This window comes from Pontibacter sp. BAB1700, from assembly GCF_000277005.1.
Taxonomy (GTDB): domain Bacteria; phylum Bacteroidota; class Bacteroidia; order Cytophagales; family Hymenobacteraceae; genus Pontibacter; species Pontibacter lucknowensis.
Genome location: NZ_AKIS01000047.1, coordinates 14839 through 33533, shown reverse-complemented (window position 1 = coordinate 33533; position 18695 = coordinate 14839). Strand labels below are relative to the sequence as shown.

12 protein-coding genes and 4 pseudogenes are annotated in these 18695 nt (G+C 51.8%); 6 read left to right on the top strand and 10 right to left on the bottom strand.

Annotated features, from left to right (window positions below):
* The 7 genes and pseudogenes from treF to O71_RS06350 form a co-directional block, all read right to left on the bottom strand.
* Nucleotides 1–1509 (bottom strand): annotated as a pseudogene (gene treF / locus O71_RS22550) (alpha,alpha-trehalase TreF); the annotation flags it as partial.
* Between the two features lie 259 nt (nt 1510–1768).
* Nucleotides 1769–2020: a hypothetical protein gene (locus O71_RS06375; RefSeq protein ID WP_007654490.1), complete on the bottom strand. Its 252-nt coding sequence runs from the start codon at nt 2018–2020 to the stop codon at nt 1769–1771.
* 85 nt (nt 2021–2105) lie between these two features.
* Nucleotides 2106–2690, bottom strand: coding sequence for a hypothetical protein (locus O71_RS06370; RefSeq protein ID WP_007654489.1), 585 nt, complete (start codon nt 2688–2690; stop codon nt 2106–2108).
* A 139-nt stretch (nt 2691–2829) separates the two neighbouring features.
* Nucleotides 2830–3237 (bottom strand): hypothetical protein, encoded by a 408-nt coding sequence (locus O71_RS06365; protein ID WP_007654488.1) that lies wholly within the window; start codon nt 3235–3237, stop codon nt 2830–2832.
* 173 nt (nt 3238–3410) lie between these two features.
* Nucleotides 3411–5555 (bottom strand): methylmalonyl-CoA mutase, encoded by a 2145-nt coding sequence (scpA, locus tag O71_RS06360; RefSeq protein WP_007654487.1) that lies wholly within the window; start codon nt 5553–5555, stop codon nt 3411–3413.
* A gap of 191 nt (nt 5556–5746) precedes the next feature.
* Nucleotides 5747–6220, bottom strand: coding sequence for a DUF4440 domain-containing protein (locus tag O71_RS06355; protein ID WP_007654486.1), 474 nt, complete (start codon nt 6218–6220; stop codon nt 5747–5749).
* Complete coding sequence (locus O71_RS06350; protein ID WP_007654485.1) at nt 6210–8045, bottom strand: methylmalonyl-CoA mutase family protein; 1836 nt, start codon at nt 8043–8045, stop codon at nt 6210–6212. The genes O71_RS06355 and O71_RS06350 overlap by 11 nt, the downstream gene beginning before the upstream one ends.
* A gap of 241 nt (nt 8046–8286) precedes the next feature.
* On the opposite strand from O71_RS06350, the pseudogene O71_RS06345 reads away from it, so the two are divergent.
* A pseudogene (locus tag O71_RS06345) lies at nt 8287–9617 on the top strand (amidohydrolase).
* Nucleotides 9618–9683: 66 nt separating this feature from the next.
* On the opposite strand, the gene O71_RS06340 reads toward O71_RS06345, so the two are convergent.
* Complete coding sequence (locus tag O71_RS06340; protein ID WP_007654484.1) at nt 9684–11087, bottom strand: hypothetical protein; 1404 nt, start codon at nt 11085–11087, stop codon at nt 9684–9686.
* A 402-nt stretch (nt 11088–11489) separates the two neighbouring features.
* Here O71_RS06340 and O71_RS06335 point away from each other — a divergent pair, with 402 nt between their 5' ends.
* The 3 genes from O71_RS06335 (at nt 11490) to dnaA (ending at nt 14633) form a co-directional block, all read left to right on the top strand.
* On the top strand, nt 11490–12155 hold the full coding sequence (locus tag O71_RS06335; RefSeq protein WP_237717730.1) for a 5'-nucleotidase C-terminal domain-containing protein: 666 nt from the start codon (nt 11490–11492) through the stop codon (nt 12153–12155).
* 13 nt (nt 12156–12168) lie between these two features.
* Nucleotides 12169–13104, top strand: a complete 936-nt coding sequence (locus tag O71_RS06330) for a bifunctional UDP-sugar hydrolase/5'-nucleotidase (RefSeq protein ID WP_007654477.1) — start codon at nt 12169–12171, stop codon at nt 13102–13104.
* 104 nt (nt 13105–13208) lie between these two features.
* The gene (gene dnaA / locus O71_RS06325; protein WP_007654476.1) at nt 13209–14633 is read left to right on the top strand and encodes a chromosomal replication initiator protein DnaA; all 1425 of its coding nucleotides are present in this window, start codon (nt 13209–13211) and stop codon (nt 14631–14633) included.
* A gap of 196 nt (nt 14634–14829) precedes the next feature.
* Here the strand turns inward: dnaA and O71_RS06320 are convergent, their stop codons facing one another.
* Together O71_RS06320 and O71_RS06315 are read right to left on the bottom strand one after the other, a co-directional pair.
* Nucleotides 14830–15336, bottom strand: coding sequence for a hypothetical protein (locus O71_RS06320; protein WP_071530842.1), 507 nt, complete (start codon nt 15334–15336; stop codon nt 14830–14832).
* Nucleotides 15337–15397: 61 nt separating this feature from the next.
* Nucleotides 15398–15739: pseudogene (locus O71_RS06315) on the bottom strand (OsmC family peroxiredoxin); the annotation flags it as partial.
* Between the two features lie 261 nt (nt 15740–16000).
* Here O71_RS06315 and O71_RS06310 point away from each other — a divergent pair.
* A pseudogene (locus tag O71_RS06310) lies at nt 16001–17520 on the top strand (GH3 auxin-responsive promoter family protein).
* Entirely contained in the window at nt 17517–18677 is a 1161-nt protein-coding gene (locus O71_RS06305) for a 1-deoxy-D-xylulose-5-phosphate reductoisomerase (RefSeq protein WP_007654465.1), read from the top strand. Before O71_RS06310 ends, O71_RS06305 begins: the two are co-directional and overlap by 4 nt.
* Nucleotides 18678–18695: the final 18 nt, after the last annotated feature.

The following is an 18695-nucleotide window of genomic DNA, read 5'->3' as shown; positions in this document are numbered from 1 at the left end:
CGCCACCTGCTTCGAGCTCAAGGTTTTCTACGTTATACTTCTCCACCATTTTGCCTGTACTCTCGTGTACTTCAGTGCCGAGGGTAATCCAACGGGTTGCAATGGTGCGGGCCAGTTCTTCGTGCTTATAGTTGCGCAGTGCCTGTATGCTCATCCACTGCAGCGGCGCCCAGCCATTCGGCGCGTCCCATTGCTGGTTGGTGTGCACCAGGGTAGTGGCGAGTCCACCTGCCTTCAGGAAGTCCTGCTGCAGGCGTTCGGCGACGGCAGCTGCCTGGCGACGCTTGGCCATGCAGAAGTATAGCGGGTAAACAGAGGCCAATGTCGGGATGTTGGTGGTAGCGCCCTGCACAAAATCATAATCGTAGAAGAAGCCGTCTGCCTCGTGCCACATGTGCTGGAGTACCGCTTTGCGGCGGGCCTTGGCTTTCTGGCGGAACAGACGCGCCTCAGCAGGGCTACGCTCCAGTTCAGCCATCTCAGCTAGTGTCAGCTCCATGTGGAAGAGCAGTGAGTTGAGGTCTACAGGCAGAATGTCGGTGGTATGGATCGTGTTCAGGTTTTGCTTGTCGGCGAACCAGCGGCTGCTAAAGTCCCAGCCCGACTCGGCGGCGGCTCTGATGTGGCGGTATACCTCCTCCGGCTGCCTGCCCGACTCCTGGGCGATGTGTACGTCTTCTTTGTAAGCCTCAGGGCGCGGAGCTGGTTGGTCGTCCCAGTAGCGGTTGAGGATGCTGCCGTCCGGCAAAAGCACCACCCGGCGGTGTGTCGGGGTGGTAGGGCTAAGCTGCTCGGCACCATCCATCCAGAACGCGTATTCTTTTCGAAGTGCGGAGGCATATTTTACCAACACATCGCGGCCCAACTCCTGGGTGAGCAGATGCAGCATCAGCGCATAAAAGGGCGGTTGGGAGCGGCTGAGGTAATAGCTGCGGTTGCCGTTCGGTATATGACCGGTGGTATGGATGAGGTGCGTGAAATTGTCGACCATGTGCTGGATGAGGCTTTTTCGCCGCTTACCTGCAGCCCCAGCATGGTGAAGAAGCTGTCCCAGTAGTAGATCTCCTGAAAGCGGCCACCTGGTACTACATAGGCATGGGGGAGGGGCAGGAGCGAGCCACCGCTTTCATCAGGCATGCGGGTGAGCACAGGCCAGAGCTGTCGTATATGCGCTGTTACGGAAAGGCTGGTATCGGTTGTGAAATTAGAAGAAGGCTGCGTTGGTAACAGAAAATGCTCCAGCACGAACTCCTTTAAATCGAAGCCAGGCTGCGCATGTTGCTCCCGGTAAGCCTGCAAAATATGCGCTGGTTCCTGCAGAGGCACACAATCGGCAAAGGTTTTGGAATCCGGGAAAACAGGCAGGAGCTGCACATCGCGAAAAAGCTCTTGTAAGTCGGTCTCCGGTCGGTACTGGGCCTGTACCGGGGAAGGAGCGAAAATATAAGATAAAAGCAAAAGAATCAGGTTAAGTAAGAAGTATGATTTTTTTGATTTGCCTTGCTTCATGGTCAGCGCATTTTATATGAATCTGTATTCATACGAATTAAGGAAGCAAGGGGTCAAGTATACTATTATGCAACCTATTACACAAGCTCTAAACCGAGAAGATTATTTGTTTCCTGAATACCTGCAGGAAAATCTTGAAATTGTATGGAGCAATCTGTTCGTTTGAAAGTATTACTATTGCAATATAAAAAAAGCGGGAGACCGTCAGGTTGGCTCCCGCTTTTTAGTTTAATTTCATATCTATTTGAATGACAAGTGCTTACATAGTGGTGCCCCCTGTTGTGCTACCGCTTGTAGTGCCGGTTGTGGTGGTGCCGGAGGCATTTGTACCTGTACCGCCACTGGCGTTCTCAACCCGGTTGTCTTCCAGCGAATCGCTGTTTATGTCCCGGGTTTCAATAGATTGATTATCCGGTACAGATTGCTGATTCTCGCTCCCGCAAGATGTTAACAGCAAAGAAGCTGCGCCCAGGCATAGGCCGGCAGTTAGTGAGGTCCATTGTTTTTTCATAGTCTTATATCAGTTGTAGAGTATTGTGGGAATTATATTCTGGTTGCGGCAACTAAAAGGTGCCGCAACCAGAACTTGGTTATAACTAGTTGCCAGTGGTGCTACCAGAGGTCGTGCCAGTCGTAGATCCACCAGTTGTTGTGCCGGTTGTAGTACCCGTAGTGGTGCCGGTCGTAGTACCTGTGGTCGTACCAGTCGTAGTTCCGGTTGTTGTTCCAGTAGTAGTACCTGTAGTCGTTCCTGTTGTCGTTCCAGTGGTTGTACCCGTTGTCGTTCCTGTTGTAGAACCAGTCGTAGTTCCCGTAGTGGTTCCGCCAGTTGTAGTGCCACCCGTTGTGGTTCCGCCTGTCGTACCTCCAGTAGTTGTCGTGCCGGTAGTTGTCATACCACCTGTAGTTGTACCGGTCGTCGTGCCTGTCGTAGTTCCAGTGGTAGTGCCTGCTGTAGTACCGGTGGTAGTGCCTGTTGTAGTTCCGGTCGTAGTGCCCATTCCGGCAGTATCTTCAGGCATAACATAGCCATTACCTTCTATGCCGGTTTCCTGTGTGTTGCCTTCCGTGGTTTCAGGTGGCATTTCTGAGTTACCACCCTGTTCTCCGCCGCAGGAGGACATAAGAAGAGCCGAACTTATAAAGAGAGAGGCAGCTGCTGTTTTCCAAATCATTTTCATAGCATAATAGTTTTTAAGTTACACATCCTCTCTTTTACGGTTAATTTGAAGATGCGCTACAGAAATATGCCGGTAATAAATGGGGGTTACTACTTAATTATCAATAAGTAGTAATGTCAAAACGACACAAAAAGGCGATTTAGCGACTAAATGGATGCCGCATGAAGGATACCTGTCCCATGGCGTCTTTCTCGTAGCGGGCTAAGGTATAGGGCGCAAACTGCGGATCGAAGTTCTGTTGTCCGGGCTGCACCTGATCCGGTGCAGGCTGGCTGTTCAGGAAGAAGTATACGCGCGTGGTGCCATACTTGGTGTGCGGCATATAATTGCCGTACTGCTCCATCTCCTGCCACAACGTGTCGGCCACCGTCACGGCATAGATCCTGACGATCGGGCCGGTATTGTTCTCGTTGCGGTAGAAGGCTACTTCTTTGAAATCGCCTTTCAGGTCATCGACACTGGGTTGGGAGAAGGAGTCGTAGATGAAGAAGATGACAAGAACAGCGGAAATAGCAAGAAGAAGATATTTGATTGATTTAGATGACATAGCGGAGTTTTGTGATTGCTACAAAGGTACGGTTTAAAAAGACCCCTGGCAAAGTACTGGTGTGCCGTATACCTATCAGAACAGGGAGTGTGTCTGATAGAACTTCATCCTGGAAATAAAAAAGCTGCAGCCAACCGAAGTCAACTGCAGCTTTCAAATTTTTTCGTTTAATTCTATTCCTTCACTGCTCTGATCAGCTGCTCCAGAATATTCTGAGCCGCTACAGAGATAATGGTGCCTGGGCCAAACACGCCTGCAGCGCCTGCTTTGAATAGGAAGTCGTAGTCCTGGGCAGGTATAACGCCGCCTACGATCACCATGATGTCTTCACGGCCAAGCTTGCGGAGCTCCTCTATCAACTGCGGAACCAGTGTCTTATGACCGGCTGCCAGTGAAGATACACCCACCACGTGCACGTCGTTTTCAGCGGCTTGCATGGCTACTTCGGCCGGGGTCTGGAACAACGGACCAATATCCACGTCGAAGCCGAGGTCGGCGAAGGAGGTAGCGATTACCTTGGAGCCTCGGTCGTGACCGTCCTGCCCCATTTTAGCGACCATGATGCGTGGTCGGCGGCCTTCCATTTCCTCAAACTGGTCTGCCAGTACTTTGGCCCGCTCGAAGTTCTCGTCGTCGGAGAGCTCAGCAGAGTATATACCTGATATGGATCGTATCACAGCTTTGTGTCTTCCGTAAATTTTCTCTAACGCGTCAGATATCTCACCCAGCGTAGCACGGTGGCGGGCAGCGTTCACGGCCAACTCAAGCAGATTGCCTTCATTGGACTCTGCAGCAACTGTCAATGCTTGAAGGGCTTCTTCCACCGCCTGGTTGTCGCGACTTTCTTTTACCTGTGCCAACCTGCGAAGCTGCGATTCACGCACCACGGTGTTATCGATGTCGAGGATGTCGATCTCCTGAATCTGGTCCGGACGGAATTTGTTCACACCCACAATCACGTCTTTTCCGGAGTCGATGCGGGCCTGCTTGCGGGCGGCGGCTTCCTCAATGCGCATTTTCGGCAGACCGGTCTCGATGGCTTTGGCCATACCGCCCAGTTCTTCCACTTCCTGAATCAGTTCCCACGCTTTGTGCGCGATCTCGTGTGTGAGGGCCTCTACATAATACGAGCCTCCCCACGGATCCACCACTTTCGTGATGTTGGTTTCCTGCTGCAGGTATATCTGCGTGTTACGGGCAATGCGGGCCGAAAAGTCAGTTGGCAGGGCGATGGCCTCGTCGAGTGCGTTGGTGTGCAAGCTTTGCGTGCCACCTAAGGCAGCGGCCAAGGCCTCCACGCAGGTGCGGGTCACGTTGTTGAACGGATCCTGTTCTGTTAAACTCCAGCCAGAAGTCTGGCAGTGCGTGCGCAGCGCCAGCGATTTCGGGTTTTTCGGGTTGAACTGTTGGATCAGTTTGGCCCACAGCATACGGGCTGCTCGCATCTTGGCAATCTCCATGAAGTGGTTCATGCCGATAGCCCAGAAGAAGGAGAGGCGCGGCGCAAATACATCGATGTCCATACCTGCCTTCAGACCGGTGCGCACATACTCCAGGCCGTCAGCCAGGGTATAAGCCAGTTCGATGTCGGCTGTGGCGCCGGCCTCCTGCATGTGATAGCCCGAGATGGAGATGGAGTTGAAGCGCGGCATGTTCTGCGAGGTATACTCAAAGATGTCCGCGATGATCTTCATGCTCGGCTCCGGCGGGTAGATGTAGGTGTTGCGCACCATGAACTCCTTCAGAATGTCGTTCTGGATCGTACCGCTCAGCAGCTCCGGCGTCACGCCCTGCTCTTCGGCCGCCACAATGTAAAAGGCCATGATCGGCAGCACGGCTCCGTTCATGGTCATCGACACCGACATTTGGTTCAGCGGAATCTGGTCGAAAAGGATCTTCATGTCCTCCACCGAGTCAATGGCCACACCTGCCTTGCCCACGTCACCCACCACACGCGGATGGTCGGAGTCGTAGCCGCGGTGCGTGGCCAGGTCAAAGGCTACGGAGAGGCCTTTCTGTCCGCCTGCCAGGTTGCGGCGGTAGAAAGCGTTGGATTCCTCGGCGGTGGAGAAGCCGGCATACTGGCGGATAGTCCAGGGCTTCTGCACATACATGGTGCTGTAAGGTCCACGCAGGTATGGCGGCAGACCAGCGGCAAAATCCATATGCTCGAAGCCTTTCACGTCCTCGGAGGTATAGTAGCTTTTGAGCGGAATCTGCTCCGCCGTTTTCCAGTCCTTCGGTTGCAGCGGATCTTTCGGCCCGTGCTCCGCCGAAGCAACTTTGTTGATATCTATGTTCGAAAAGTCAGGTTTCATGAGTTTATTTTTGAATGAGTGATTGAGTGAATGAGTGATTTTTTATAGGATCATACACTTAATCATACTTCAGTTTTACTTCATTTAGTGAATGCGTGATTTAGTGATTGTTGAATAAGTGATCGATTAGTTGAGTTAAATAGTCGTTAACTGGCTCAACCACTCAATCGCCAACTCACTCAATCACTCAACTAACTTGCGTGCTCGGAGGTGATGACCCAGCGACCGTCTACTTTCTTCCAAAGCTGCGACGATACGCCGCCCATCAGCTTTCTGCCTTGCAGCTCGATCTTCCAGCGGTACACGTAGTACACGGCTTCCGGGCTTACCTGCTCGATGTGTAAAGGCTCATAAGTGTACTCGCCCATCTTGCTACGATCGGTGAAGTCGGTCTGGAACATCTCCAGCACTTCCTGCCAGCCTTTTTCAGTACCGTTACGGCTGATCCAGAGCATATCCGGCGACTCCCAGTAGAAGTCCATGGCATTTTCCAGTTCGCCTTTGTTCCAGGCAGCTACCTGCCCGTCGAGGGCTTGTTTTACTTCTGATATTGCGTCATCCATAGCGATGCGTTCGTTTTTTACAGTTTTATCTGTGTGTGTTGTGCAGGAAACTGCCAACATACCTGTGAGCAGGAGAGTGGCAGCGAAGTGCTTAGTTAGCATTGCTGTCCTCTTCCCGGGATAGTCTTTTCTGCACCAGCTCCAGAATGGTAGACATATCACAGTCTTCAAAAATGAATTCATCATAGCCATTGGCCACCATTTCGTCTTTCATCTCCTGTGGATTGTCTGCCATGATAACTGTCGGTCTGTCTTTGTGCCCGCGCAGCCTTGGTCCGAACTCACGGGCGTAGGTTTCTTCTGGCGTAGCCACGACCACTACTTCCGCAGCTGCATGCAGCAACCTGTCGGCCGCCTCGTGTGGATCATTGTATTGCTGCACCTCCGTATCGAAGCCGGCGCAGCTAAAAAATTCTTTCGCAAAAGAAGCATTGACATGCTGCCGCTCGGAGCTGCCGATTACAGCCACAACTGCTCTTGGACGACGCTGTCGCTTGCGCAGGTGCAGTTCGGTAGCCATGCGCATCACCTCGGTCGGGTAGGCGGCGCGGGTCGTGTCAAAATCGGCGCGCTGGATCAGCTCCTCCGGGTCGAAATCGATTTTTTCTTTCGGGTTCGGGTATTTGTTGGTGCCCACCAGCACCATGCGGCCCGTGGCTATGTCGCGGAACTTCTGGCGGTTTACTTCTGTGATAGAGCCTAAAATGAAGCCATTGTCATAAGCGGCCTCAAAACCTCCCTGTGCTTCCACTTCTTTGAACAGTTCCCATGCTTTAGAGGCCAGTTCGTTGGTGAGTGAGTCCAGGTAATAAGAACCGGCGGCAGGATCCACGGCCTTGTCCAGGTACGATTCCTCTTTCAGGATGATGGACACGTTGCGGGCAATGCGCTCCGAGAATTCGTCTGAGTCCTTGAAGGTGCTGTCGAAAGGCAGTACGGTAAGGGAATCAGTGCCGGAGAGGACCGCCGACATGGCCTCGGTGGTCACGCGGAGCATGTTCACATAAGGGTCAAGGGTGGTCTGGTACCAGCTGGAGGTTGTCGTGTGGATGCGCAACTTAGCGGCCAGTGCCGGTTCGGCCTGATAGGCCTCCACTACGGCAGCCCACAACAGGCGCAGGGCGCGCAGCTTGGCGATCTCAAAAAAGTAATTAGTACCGGCTCCCATGCAGAATTGCATGTTGCGCAGCACCGACTCAAGCGGCTCACCGGCTGTGGTAAGGCGATCGGTATACGCCACGGCGGCACTCAGGGTATAGGCTACCTCCTGTATAAGCGACGCACCGATGCTACTGAAGTTGGTGCCGCATACCGTTACTCCGTAAAAGTCGCTGCTGTCTTTGGTCAGGTCGAGTACCTTGGTAATGGCTTTGTTTTCGGTATCAGTCAGGACTCCTTTGCCCGTCATCGGGTCGTAGTTCAGAAAGCCCTTCAGGTTGCGGTGCGAGATGTTCTGCGCTGCAAGCAAGGTATAGAGCTTCTTTAGAAACGTAGCCGGATCGTTGCTCAGAGTATAGCTGACAGACTGGGCCGTCAGATCGATGCGCTCGGCCATGTAGGAAAGATCAAATGTCGCCGGGTCTTCCACTACGAAATGAACACCGTCGGCGCCTCTGCTCAGGGCGTCAGCCGCTTTGTCGATGGCGGTTTTACTGTTGGTCTCCGCTTTTATCTTCTGGATGTTTTGCCAGCTGTTATCGCTACCTGCATTGCCGCGCAGAAAAGGGAAGTCTCCGGGTTTATGTTGCGCAAAAGGCAGGTGCTGAATGTCTTCGCGGGTATAGTAGGGCTTGATCGTGATGCCTTCGTAGGTTTGCCAGGTGAGGCTTTCGAGGGGTGTTTCGCGCAGGTCTTTTTTTGCGCGTTCCGCCCAGTCGTCTGCCGTGGCTGGCTTGAATTCTGAGAATAGCTTCTGCTCGTCAGTCATCGTGTATGGGTGTTATTTCCGTGTAAATATATACTTTCTCTAGCAGCTTATGAAAAATAGGCGGGGTGCAGTTGTATTATGGTTATGCTTATAACTGTACGTGTACAAAGGAGTGTAGGTATAAGGTATGCTGCTTCGCAGAGACTCTGTTGGCTTAAGGGTCATGATGCCCTGTTATTTTGTTGGCATGCATCGTGCAAAATGTGTAGCTTTAGTATTCCCTAAATTTTATACCTCAACCATGAAGATACCTCAACCCTTGCTTCGCCGGGCCTTGCCGCTGTGCCTCGGTCTGTTCGCTGCTATACCTGCTTTTGCGCAGGACTCTAAGCTATTGGCCAAAGCTAACACCATGGCCGACAAACTGGAACCGAAAGTAATCGAATGGCGCCGTGACTTTCACCAATATCCCGAGCTGGGCAACCGCGAAACCAAAACAGCCGAGAAGATTGCCGCGCACCTGCGCAAACTAGGTATGGAGGTACAAACCGGTGTAGCCCATACCGGTGTAGTGGGCATCCTGAAAGGCGGGAAACCTGGTCCGATAGTAGCGCTGCGTGCCGACATCGATGGCCTGCCGGTAACCGAGCGGGTGGATCTGCCTTTTGCTTCCAAAGAGCGCAGCACCTACAACGGACAGGAAGTAGGCGTGATGCACGCCTGCGGCCACGATACCCACATCGCCATGCTGATGGGAGCCGCCGAGATTCTGGCAGGTATGAAAAACGACCTGAAAGGAACCGTGAAGTTTATTTTCCAGCCAGCTGAAGAGGGATCTCCGATAGGGGAGGAAGGCGGTGCCGCCTGATGGTGAAAGAGGGTGTACTCGATAAAGGACCTAAGCCAGAAGTGATCTTCGGCCTGCACATCAACTCCCAGACCGAGGTGGGTATCATCAAGTACACCCCGGGAGGTACCATGGCGAGTGCCGACATCTTCCGCATCAAGGTAAAGGGCAAGCAGTCGCACGGCGCTTACCCCTGGTCAGGTATAGACCCGATCGTAGTGTCTGCACAGATCATCAACGGCCTGCAGACGATCATCAGCCGTCAGACGCAATTGCCGGAAGGTGCCGCCGTAATTACGGTGGGCAGCATCCACGGTGGCGTGCGCAACAACATCATACCGGAGGAGGTACTGATGGAAGGCACGATCCGGGCGCTGGATGTGGAAATGCAAAAGAAGCTACACGAAAAGATTAACCTGACTGCCACTAAAATTGCCGAAAGTAGCGGTGCTGTGGCCGAGGTAGAGATTATCCCACAGACCCCCGTAACCTACAACGACCCAACTTTGACAGAGCGCATGCTGCCAACGCTGCACACCGTAGCCGGCCGCGACAAAGTGGTGCTGGCCAAAGCCGTTACCGGAGCAGAGGACTTTGCTTTCTACCAGGAGAAAATTCCAGGACTGTTCCTCTTCGTCGGAGGCATGTCCAAAGGCAAGAAGCCAGAGGAAGTAGCCCCGCACCATACGCCTGATTTTTTTATCGATGAAAGTGGACTGAAGCTTGGCGTAAAGACGCTGACGAGCCTGACACTGAATTATATGGAGGGGAAGGGCAAGAAGTAAGTTGTAAACAGGTATAGAAAAAGCCTCCCTCACCGACAGGTAAGGGAGGCTTTTGTGTTTCAAAAACTACTGTAGCACCAGTTTGCCTGTTTCGATGGGAGATAGCTGGCTGGTGAGGGTATAGGTATAAAGCCCAGAGGCCAGTTTGGCCGGGCGGGCGAAGTCGTTTCGGCCTGGCCTCAAGTTATAGCTTGCCACCACCTTACCCGTCACGTCGCGCACCAGCAGGTGGAGGCCCGGCAGGTCGGGTGCCTCGAAGGTGAACTCGCCCCGTGCCGGGTTCGGGTATAGCTTCGGTCTTTCAGGAGGGAAATTGTCGCCGGAGGATAGTGGACGCCGCTGCTCTCCTACATAAAGGTAAGCAAAGGCCCAGTCATGCTCTACTCTGAGCGGTTGCTGATATTGCGGTTTGTCATAGATCGGTCTGCCACGCATGCCAATCAAGTAAGGTTCTGTGCGCTCCATGTCAGCTTCAGGAGTGAAGGTGTACGTTATGGCTAAACCAGCCGCAGTATCCCGGACAGCAAGCGAAGCCTCCACTAGCTTTAACGTATCGATCTCTCCGAACTGTCGGACACTTAGCGGTAAGTCACTCGCCGGGTTTCTCTGTAAGTAAAACTCCAGTTTCACCGGTTGTCCCGGCCAGGTCTGTATGGAACCATCGTGGTTCACCGTCAGGCGGTCTTTGTTTAAGAGGCTCATTTTTGGCTGATCCGTCCGTTCTGTTACAACCAAATTTATGTCAACGATCATGTGGCCTATTTCTCTGCCATTCCGTATTTCTGTGATTTTCACAGCGATCACATACTGTCCTTTCTGATCGGGGTTTGGCCAATGGAATTCTCCAAATTCGCTCATAGTCAGCCCTTCTGGTAACCTATAGCCAGGAATATCGGCAATCTCGAAAGAAAGAGTGCTGTATTTGGGTGTTACCAATTCATAAACCAGGTAGTCGCTATCTTCATCGTATGCCAGAAAATTGTGTGTCCAGGGCTCTCCTGTATAGACAGCGGCAATGGGGACACCGGCCAGCTTTGCGCCATGCAGATTTTGTGTAGGAGCACCGACTTTTACACGCGTAATTATTTTTAAGGATAATTGATCAGTGGGCGCAGGTATGTTTAAGATTCCTCCATTACGATTCTCACCTGTCCAGTGCACTACGTAATCGCCAGGTGCAGCATAGGTATGGCTCCAGGTGAAAACTTCCTTGTCATAGTAAATTGAGTGTTTGATAACGCTGCCTCTTTCAACCCTCACAGTATCGCCATCTCCCATGTATACATATACAAAAGGATCGTCAGCCGGCGATGCATTCAAGGTATAGAGGGTAAAGACAAAATCAAGCTTGCGGGGGTTCTGTTCATCTACTGTGTAGCTGATGTAGCCGCTGAACAGGTGTGTGGCCTGCACTACGATCGGCGCAAAAAGCAAGAGGTTAAAGAAAAAGAGTAGAGCTAGTTTCTTCATAGCCAAATGGTTAGAGATGGAGGTTAATTATAATACGAATTACATGGATGCTTTAGTATTATTCAGTTAATTATTTGACTACTTATCGCTTGCTCTATTCGAGCAGTACTTTTTAGAGGACAAATAATTAGGTGAAGGTGGATTTCATATTTGCTGATACAAAAATTAGGTATCAAAAATATAGCCAAAAATTTATATTACTGGGTGACAGCGAATAAGTTTTTATTAAGCGTGAAAGAGAAAATATTCTAGTCTGGCATTTTGCCGGAGCACCGCAATGTTGATAACTTTGGGGATAATTACAGCAGCACCCATGAAGCGCCCTTATTTGAAGTACATTTCCGGCCTGGTTTTAGCCTGAGTTTAGTTGCCTGTCAGCGGCCACTGCAACCTTCAGCTAATTTGGAGGAGACAGACGTAGCCGTCAATCAAACTATCGCCGCTGACCCAGCTGTAGAAGCACTCGTGGCCCCTTACCGCAAAGAAGTAACTGTGAAAATGTCGGAAGTGGTGGGTACAGCACCCGTGGCCCTGGGCAAAGGTGACTACGAATCGCCGCTCGGCAACTTCGTGGTGGACCTGCAGCTGGCACAGAGCGAACCGATCTACGGCAAGCCGATCGACCTGTCCATCACGACAGAGGGTGGACTCCGGGTGCCACTACCACAAGGCAATATTACCACCGGCCATATCTTCGAGCTGATGCCTTTCGAGAACGAAATGGTGGTGCTCACCCTGAGCGGAAAGGCGGTGCAGCAGCTGTTCGACGATGCCGCTGCCCGCAAGATCATCTATATCGGCAATGCGACCTATACTGTAGCTAACGGCAAGGCACAGGATATCAAAATCAAAGGTCAGCCTTTCGACCCGAATAAAAGCTATACCTTGCTTACCTCCGACTACCTGGCTGGCGGAGGCGATAAACTGGACATGCTCAAGAATCCGCTGAAATACGAAAAACTGGGCCTTTTGCTCCGCGATGCCATTCACCAGCAAATACAGCAGCTCACGGCGGCTGGTAAGCAGGTAACTGCTCCGGCTGGTAAGCGTGTGACTGTCATTCCATAAGCTATACCTGATCATGAAGAGAAGAGACTTTTTGAAGCACACGGCCCTCGGCGCGGCAGGTATAAGCATGCTGGGAATGCCGTTTTCAGCAGAGGCCGCACGCGATGGTATCAAACTGACCATTCTGCATACCAACGACCAGCACTCCCGCATTGACCCTTTTCCAGATGACGGGCGCAAGTATGGCGGCATGGGCGGTATGGCCCGTCGTGCTACCTTGATCAAAAGCATCCGTCAGCAGGAGCCCAACGTGCTTTTGCTTGACTCCGGCGACATCTGGCAGGGCACGCCTTACTTCAACTTCTTTGAAGGGGAGCTTGAATACAAACTCATGACCCAGATGGGCTACGATGCCGCTACCCTCGGTAACCATGATTTCGACATCGGGTTGGAAGGACTGCAGAAACAGCTGCCGCTGGCAGGTTTCCCGTTTCTCACGGCTAACTACGACTTCTCCAACACCATCCTTAAAGGTCGTTTTCAGCCTTACAAGGTGTTCGAAAAGCAGGGTGTACGGATAGGTGTGTTTGGCCTGGGTATAGAGCTGGATGGTTTGGTGAGTAAGAACATGTACGGCGAGACCCTATACCTGGACCCTGTGGAGAAAGCCCGCGAAATGGTGCAGGTGCTGTGGGAGCAGGAGAAGTGCCATTTGGTGGTTTGCCTCTCGCACCTCGGCTATAGCTACGACAACGAAAAAATAGATGACCGCAAGCTGGCGACGCAGGTGAGCGGCATCGACCTCATACTAGGTGGACATACCCATACTTTCATGGATAAGCCGGAGGTGCTACGCCACGAAAACGGCCATGAAACCATGATCAACCAAGTGGGCTGGTCAGGTTTGTTTTTGGGCAGAATAGATGTTACATTCAGCAGAAAATCAAAGAGAAGGACCGACACAAGGACCGCTGTCTTGGCTGTGGATAACCCTGTATTAACTTCGTGAATAAATAATTTTTTGTTTAGAATAAATTAGTCAAATTTGTAACCCCCCGCCGTTAAGGAGAGGTTTGTTGCACCAAACGAATCTTTTGTGTTTTGGAAAATTGGATGATAAAAGACTGTTCAACAGTATGGAGTAACTGTCTACAGGTAATAAAGGAAAATATTGGCGAACAGAGCTTTAAAACTTGGTTCGAACCGATCAAGCCTTTGTCCCTGCGCGACAACGTGCTGACCATACAAGTGCCTAGCCAGTTCTTTTATGAGTGGCTGGAGGAACACTATGTAGGTTTGCTGAAGAAAGTGATCTACCAGGAGTTGGGCAGCGAGGGGCGCCTGGAGTACTCTATCATTGTGGACCGTGGAAATGAGGCGAACAAGCCGCAAACGGTTAATATCCCAACCAAGAAAATTCCGCAGGCTGTTGTTAACTCCTACCGGCCGGAGCAAAATTTCATCAAGAGCCCGTTCGAGTCGAAGACCATCGACCGCAACTTCCTGAATTCGCAGCTGAACGGTGCCTATACTTTCGAGAACTACATCGAGGGTGACTGTAACCGCCTGGCGCGTTCAGCTGGTTATGCCGTGGCCAACAAGCCGGGTACAACCTCTTTCAACCCGCTGATGGTATACGGCGGCGTGGGACTGGGCAAAACGCACCTGGTGCAGGCCATTGGTAACCACATCAAAAACAGTAACCCGGAGAAGTTCGTGCTCTACGTGTCGTCAGAGAAATTCGTGAACCAGTTCATTGAGTCTTTGAAGACGAACAACGTACAGGACTTCGCCAACTTCTACCTGTTAGTGGACATCCTGATCATCGACGACGTGCAGTTCCTGAGCGGCAAGGAGAAAACGCAGGAGATGTTCTTCCACATCTTCAACCACCTGCACCAGTCCGGCAAGCAGATCGTAATGACCTCCGACTGTCCGCCGCGCGACCTGAAAGGACTCGAAGAGCGCCTGCTGTCCCGCTTTAAGTGGGGCCTCACCGCCGACCTGCAGAGCCCGGATTTCGAAACCCGTATGGCCATCATCCAGAAAAAGATGCAGGGTGACGGAATCGATATTCCTGACAACGTGGTGGAATACCTGGCTTACAGCGTGGATACCAACGTGCGTGAGCTCGAGGGTGTACTGATTTCGCTGATCGCGCAGTCGTCGCTCAACCGCAAAGAAATTGACCTGGAGCTTGCCAAGCAGGCCCTGAAGCATATCATCGAGGATGTAGAGACCGAGGTGAACCTCGACTTCATCCAAAAAACCGTGGCCGAGTACTTCCAGGTGAGCCTGGACTCACTTAAGGCCAAAACCCGCAAAAAAGAGATTGTGACGGCGCGACAGGTGGCTATGTACTTCGCCAAGGAGTTTACGAGTCATTCACTCAAGTCCATCGGTTACCACTTCGGCGGCCGCGACCACAGTACCGTGATCCACTCCGTGCAGACCGTATCCGATTTGATCGACACCGACAAGAAATTCAAAGTAAGCATACAGGAGCTTCAGAAGAAGTTTAAGTCAAAGGCAGGATAAGCTATACCTGACCATTTAGCTTCTAAACAAAAACCGCCGCTACTATACCTCAGTAGCGGCGGTTTTTGTTTGTGCTACCAGCAGGCGATAAGTAAAAAGGGAGGGCTATACGTTTACAGGTATAGCCCTCCCTTTTTACTTATCGCCTGCTGGTTCAGGTTATACCTGTTCTATCTTTCTCTTTCGACTAATTAAACTAATTGTTAGGTATAGTTGCTTCGCTTACTTCAAAATTGTGCACCTGTGCCAGTTCGCGAATTCTGCTCTTCACTTTCTCGATGTCACGCTTCTTGCGGATCTGTTTCAGGTCGAGGTATACCTTGTTGCCATCACGCTGCGTAATGCGCAGGGCCATGGGTGACATATGTACCGCTACAATGTCAGGTATAGCCGTGATCATCTTGGTGCGGAACACACCGTTTTTTTGCACAATGTACTCCGGTGTCACTTCAATGTAAGACTGTATGCCAAATACAGAGGTGTTCTGCAGAATCACATAGCCCAGGAACACGACCGCGAGTCCGAAGAAAATGTAGTACAGGTAATTCTGGTCATTGGTTGGGTTGTCGCTTAAGAGGAGCATGGTCGCCCAGGCCAGCCAGAAAAGGGTGAGCACCAGTTGCACTGTGAACGAAAGCTTAGCATTGCGCGAAGGGCTTAACTGTACTAGAAGCGACGATCTTGCATTACCGGCTGTTGGCATATAAAGCTATTAAAGTGAAACAAACGAGCACAGTTCATGTGCAAGCTGCAATATAGTAATTTTATTTTTTTAGTGAGGCAGTCAGTTTTATCTCCGGCACGGCTCCCAATGCTTTTGAAACAGGGCAGTTTGCCTTCGCCTCCTGCGCCAGTTTCTGAAATTCATCGTCCTCGATACCTTCCACCCGGGCTTCGGTGTTCAACTCAATCAGCATGATGTGCGGACCGCCATCCTTCTCACCCAGGTGTACCGTGGCAGTAGTCTGCACTGACTCCGGCTCGTGGTTGGCCTTCTCGAGCAGTGCGCTCAGGAACATGGAGAAGCAGCCAGCGTGTGCCGCGCCAATCAGTTCCTCGGGGTTAGTGGCCGATGTGTCGTCGCCGAAGCGTGAGGCGAAGGTATAGCTCGCTTTGAAGTGTCCTCTGCCTGATGCTACCTCTCCATTGCCGTTCTTAAGGCCTTTGTTTCCATTGAGCCTTTGCTGTGCTTTTTTTCATGAGTCTTATCGTTTGTGTTGTTTTTAGATGAATACAATACCTATAAACTACAGGAGACCGTTTTTTTGTTAACCCTAAAAATAACATGTGGGTAAAACATGGTGAACGACTATGGCAAAGCCCGTTTATCTGGCTATATTTACCCCTTCTAAAAAAAGAAAAACCATATGGGTGTGAAAGCATGGCTCAGTAAGCCCCTGGCCGCTTACGTGCACAAAAAACACCAGTCCTGGATACAGAACCCGGTAGAAGCGCAGCGAGCTGTTTTTGAGAAGATCATCAAAAAAGCGCAGCAGACCGCCTTTGGCCGCGTTCATCATTTTTCTGAAATAAAGACCCACGCTGACTTCGTAAAAGCCGTGCCCGTGCGCGACTATGAGGGACTGGCCTCTTACTTTAACCGCGTAAAAGAAGGCGAGCCCGACATCCTGTGGCCCGGCAAGCCGATCTATCTGGCCAAAACATCCGGCACCACCTCGGGCACCAAGTACATCCCGATCACCAAAGACTCTATACCCAACCACATCAACGGAGCGAAAGACGCGCTGCTGTCCTACATCCACGAAACAGGCAACTCCAGCTTTCTGGATGGCAAGATGATCTTCCTGTCAGGCAGCCCGGTGCTTGATGAGGTAGGAGGGATTCATACCGGGCGCTTGTCGGGTATCGTGAACCACCACGTGCCTGGCTACCTGCGTACCAACCAACTGCCGAGCTACGAAACCAACTGCATCGAGGATTGGGAGACTAAGCTCGATCAGATCATTGAAGAGACGATCGACCAGAACATGACGCTTATCTCAGGTATACCGCCCTGGGTGCAAATGTACTTCGACAAACTGATGAGGCAGACAGGGAAGCCGATTAAGGATATTTTCCCGAATTTCTCGCTCTTTGTGTATGGTGGCGTGAATTTTGAGCCTTACCGCAAAAAACTGTTCGAGTCGATCGGTCGCGAGATTGATTCAGTCGAAACATTTCCGGCTTCCGAAGGGTTTTTCGCTTACCAGAACGAGCAGCACGACAAAGGGCTGTTGCTGTTGCTGAACGCGGGCATCTTCTTTGAGTTCATACCGACCGATGAGTACTTCAACGAAAACCCGACCCGCCTGACCATAGGCGAAGTGGAACCGGGCGTGAACTATGCATTGGTTGTCAGCAGCAATGCCGGCTTATGGGCTTACTCCATAGGCGATACTGTGAAGTTCACATCCGTGAAGCCTTACAAGCTGATCGTGAGTGGCCGCATCAAACACTATATCTCAGCTTTTGGCGAGCACGTGATAGGCGAGGAGGTGGAGAAGGCGATGCAGCGCACGATGCAAAGCTACTCCATGGTGGAGCTGGTTGAGTTCACGGTGGCGCCCTATGTGAGTCAGGATAAGGGACAGTCTTTTCACGAGTGGTTTGTAGAGTTTTCTATACCTCCTGCCAACATGGAAGCATTTGAAAAGGAACTGAACTCACAACTGCAGAAACTGAATACTTATTACGACGACCTGATCACAGGCCATATTCTGGCTGACCTGAAGATCAGGCGCTGCCGCAAGGTACGTTCCGGCACTACATGAAGTCGCAGGGCAAGCTGGGTGGGCAGAACAAAGTGCCGCGCCTGAGCAACGACCGCAAACTGGCCGAAGGCCTGATCGAGTCGGCAGGTGCCCTTACTACTAAAACAAACGAATGAAACGAATTGCCATACTTGGCTCCACAGGCTCCATCGGCACGCAGGCCCTGGAGGTGATCGGGGCCAATCCTGATAGTTTTGAACTGGAGGTCATTACCGCCAACAATAATGCCGATCTGCTGATAGCTCAGGCGCTGGCCTTTAAGCCAAATGTGGTCGTGATCGCCAATGAAGCCCATTACGAGCAGGTGCGCGATGCCCTGCAGCACGAGGATATCAAGGTATACGCCGGTGCTACTGCGCTCAACTCTGTTGTAGAGATGGGAACAGTGGACACGGTACTCACTGCCATGGTAGGCTATGCCGGATTGCAGCCAACCATCCGCGCCATCAAAGCCGGCAAAGAGATCGCCCTGGCTAACAAAGAAACGCTGGTAGTGGCCGGGCAGCTGATCACCGACCTGGCCCGTCAGCAGGGCGTGAACATTTACCCGGTAGACTCTGAGCACAGTGCTATTTTCCAGTGCCTGGCAGGCGAGTTCCAAAACCCGATTGAGAAAATCATCCTGACTGCCTCGGGTGGTCCCTTCCGTGGCCGCAAAGCCGACGAGCTGCGCCAGGTGACCCGGGCGCAGGCACTCAAGCATCCCAACTGGGAAATGGGCGCCAAGATCACCATTGACTCGGCATCGCTGATGAACAAAGGGCTGGAGGTGATCGAGGCGAAGTGGCTTTTCGGGCTGAAGAACGAGCAGATCGAGGTGGTGGTGCATCCGCAGTCCATCATCCATTCGCTGGTACAGTTCGAGGACGGCTCCATCAAGGCGCAGCTCGGACTGCCGGACATGAAACTGCCAATCCAGTATGCGCTGGGCTACCCGAACAGGTTGAAGAACGACTTCCCGCGCTTCAGCTTTCTGGACTATCCGCAGCTTACCTTCGAGCAGCCTGACCTGGAGACTTTCCGTAACCTGCAGCTGGCTTTTGAGGCAATGGAACGTGGTGGCAATATGCCCTGTATCCTCAATGCAGCCAACGAAATCGCAGTAGAGGCCTTCCTGCGTGAGGAGGTTGGCTTCCTGGAGATGTCCGACATCATCGAGAGCAGTATGGCAAAAGTTACGTATATTGCGAATCCTTCTTACGAAGACTATGTTACAACAGACAGAGAGACACGCACTTATGCCGCTGGAGTAGTTGGCAAACTGAGCCTTTAAGAGCTGCTGTCAGGCGTT